This window comes from Lentiprolixibacter sp. (assembly GCF_982873095.1).
In genome coordinates this window covers 1-2,817 of record NZ_CEYNTP010000306.1, presented here as the reverse complement: position 1 = coordinate 2,817, position 2,817 = coordinate 1, and the positions used below count along the sequence as shown (strand labels likewise).

3 protein-coding genes are annotated in these 2,817 nt (G+C 47.0%); 2 read left to right on the top strand and 1 reads right to left on the bottom strand.

Going from position 1 to position 2,817, the window contains the following annotated elements; all coding sequences use genetic code 11:
• The first annotated feature begins 100 nt into the window (after nt 1-100).
• On the top strand, nt 101-1,267 hold the full coding sequence (locus AC4E7D_RS13600; protein ID WP_490174324.1) for a trans-sulfuration enzyme family protein: 1,167 nt from the start codon (nt 101-103) through the stop codon (nt 1,265-1,267).
• A gap of 20 nt (nt 1,268-1,287) precedes the next feature.
• A complete protein-coding gene (gene bshB1, locus AC4E7D_RS13595; RefSeq protein ID WP_490174323.1) occupies nt 1,288-2,010 on the top strand; it encodes a bacillithiol biosynthesis deacetylase BshB1 in 723 nt (240 codons plus the stop codon).
• Here bshB1 and AC4E7D_RS13590 read toward each other — a convergent pair.
• The coding region (locus tag AC4E7D_RS13590; RefSeq protein WP_490174322.1) for a sensor histidine kinase at nt 2,007-2,817 on the bottom strand (811 nt) is incomplete at its 5' end. The genes bshB1 and AC4E7D_RS13590 overlap by 4 nt on opposite strands.

The following is a 2,817-nucleotide window of genomic DNA, read 5'->3' as shown; positions in this document are numbered from 1 at the left end:
TTATTGCCATCATCTGGTTTAGAAAGGGGCATTGGAAAAAGGTTCAGGTATAAGCTATTTTCGTAACTTTAGAACTTGTCAAAAGCTGAAGTTTATACATATGAAAAAGGGACTAAATACAATCTGCACCCATGAGGGGGAATTAGAAGACAAAACCTATAAAGGTGCTATATCACCTTTATACATGAGCACTTCCTATGCCTTTGAGGATGTGGATGTCAAACGGTACCCAAGGTATTTTAATACCCCCAACCAGGAGGCCCTGTGCAAGAAAGTGGCTGCCCTGGAGAATGCCGAGGCGGCTTTGATCTTCGGGAGTGGTATGGCAGCTATCAGCACCTCAATGCTGGCCTTTTTAACTTCGGGGGACCACGTCGTCTTGCAGAATCAAATCTATGGGGGTACACATAATCTGGTAGTAGAACAATTTGAAAAGTATGGCATTGCCTATTCCTTTACCAAGGGGATGGCAGTGGCTGATTTTGAGGTGGAAATCCGGGAAAACACGAAAGTCCTGTATATAGAAACCCCTTCCAACCCTTTGCTGCAAATAACAGATATAGAAGGTGTTGCAGAACTTGCCAAATCCAGGGGGCTAATTTCAATGATCGACAATACTTTTGCGAGTCCCGTGAACCAGAACCCCATTGATTTCGGTATTGATATCGTTATTCACAGTGCTACCAAATACATGGGCGGTCACTCCGATATTTGTGCAGGGGCTGTCGCAAGCTCAGCAGCACATATCGAGCAGATCTTTCAATTGGCAAAAAACCTTGGGGGCAGCCTTAGCGATTATACCGTATGGCTTCTGGAACGCAGTATAAAAACCATGGGAATCCGTGTGAAAGCGCAAAACGAAAATGCGCAGCGTCTGGCCGAGTACCTTGCAGGCCATCCTGCCATTGCCGGGGTCTATTATCCCGGCCTTGCGGAACATCCCCAACATGAACTTGCGAAGCAACAAATGCATGGCTTCGGCGGAATGCTTTCCTTTGAACTGAAGGAGGCAGCAATGGCCTCAGCATTTCAAAAATCCCTCAAATTAATAAAATCCTCCATGAGCCTTGCTGGAGTGGAAAGTACGGTCTTAAGCCCGGCGCAGACCTCACATGCCTTGCTAACGCCTGAAGAACGGGCTAACCAGGGCATCTCCGATGGTCTCATCCGGTTTTCTGTGGGGATTGAAGACACCGAAGATATAATCGCCGACCTCGAACAGGCGCTTGTTGAAATACAGCGCAATAATAAGGTATTGACGGATTGACATTTGATCAAGAACACAGCATGAAACTAGACATTTTAGTATTTGGCGCCCATCCAGACGATGCTGAATTGGGGGCAGGGGCAACCATTGCCAAAGAAATAGCCAACGGAAAAAAAGTGGGGATAGTAGACCTCACCAGAGGTGAACTGGGAACCCGCGGCAACGCAGAAATGCGTGAGCGGGAGGCGAAAAAGGCCGCCGAGATCCTGGGGCTCAGTGTTCGACTGAACCTGGAGTTTGCCGATGGATTTTTTGTAAACGACAAAGAACACCAACTACAGATCATTGAAGTGATTCGCAAGTATCGCCCTGACATTGTTTTGTGCAATGCGGTTGAGGACCGCCATATTGACCATGCCAAGGGAAGCAAGCTGGTCAGCGATGCTTGCTTTCTCAGTGGACTCCTGAAAGTAGACACCAAGTGGGTAGGGGATGATAAATGGCAGGACCCCTGGAGGCCCAGACAGGTATACCATTATATACAATGGAAGAACCTCCAACCGGATTTTGTGGTAGATGTTACGGATTTCATCGATAAGAAGATGGCGGCCATTAATGCATACGCTTCACAATTTTACGACCCTACAAGCAAAGAGCCGGAAACACCTATCAGTAGTAAGAATTTTACGGAAAGTATCCGTTACAGAGCCAGGGATCTTGGCAGGTTAGTAGGGGTGGAGTATGCCGAAGGGTTTACCGTGGAACGGCATATTGGCGTACAACACCTGGACGATATCTTCTAACTCGCCTTCGGGTATCTATGTTTGATTTTAGGAAGGGTGAAGTGGAATGTACTTCCTTTTCGGATCGTACTTTCTACCCAGATTTTTCCTTTGTTCTTTTCCACCATCTCCTTGCAGAGCGACAGGCCAAGACCGGTACCCTTTTCGTTGTTGGTACCGTAGGTGGTTACATTGGAGTCTTTATCGAACAATTTGTCTACCGTGGCCTGGTCCATCCCCACGCCTGTATCCCGCACTGAGATTTGCCAGTGGTCCGCAAATTCCTGTCCGGAGATCTTGATCATCCCGTTTTCAGGGGTAAACTTCAGGGCATTGCTCATCAGGTTACGGATCACGATATCGATCTGATTGGCATCTGCCCAGGTCGTGGTGTTATCCGGAAGCTCATTTACTATGCGAATTGATTTGTTCTGCGCCTGTTCTGAAAGCAGGTTGATATTTTCGACTACAATATTTTCCAGGGCCGTAACTTCTGGTTTGGTTACCGAGCCGTTTAACTGAGAGTGCCCCCAGGACAACAAGTTGTTCAAAGTGAAGAAGATATGGTCGACGTCTCCCCTCAATTTAGGCAGGAACTCCATAAACTCCTTCTTGGAGATCTCCCCGTCAGAGAACATATTCAGCAAACCCTGTAGTGCTCCAATAGGCCCGCGTAAGTCGTGCCCAATGATGGAAAACAGTTTGGTCTTGGTTTCATTGTTGGCCTGCAGTTCTGCTTCCCTTTTTTCCAGTAGTTCCTTTTTGGTATTTAATACCCCATTGAGGTGTTTTTGGATTTTCTGGTTGCGATGCACCAGAAATATTATG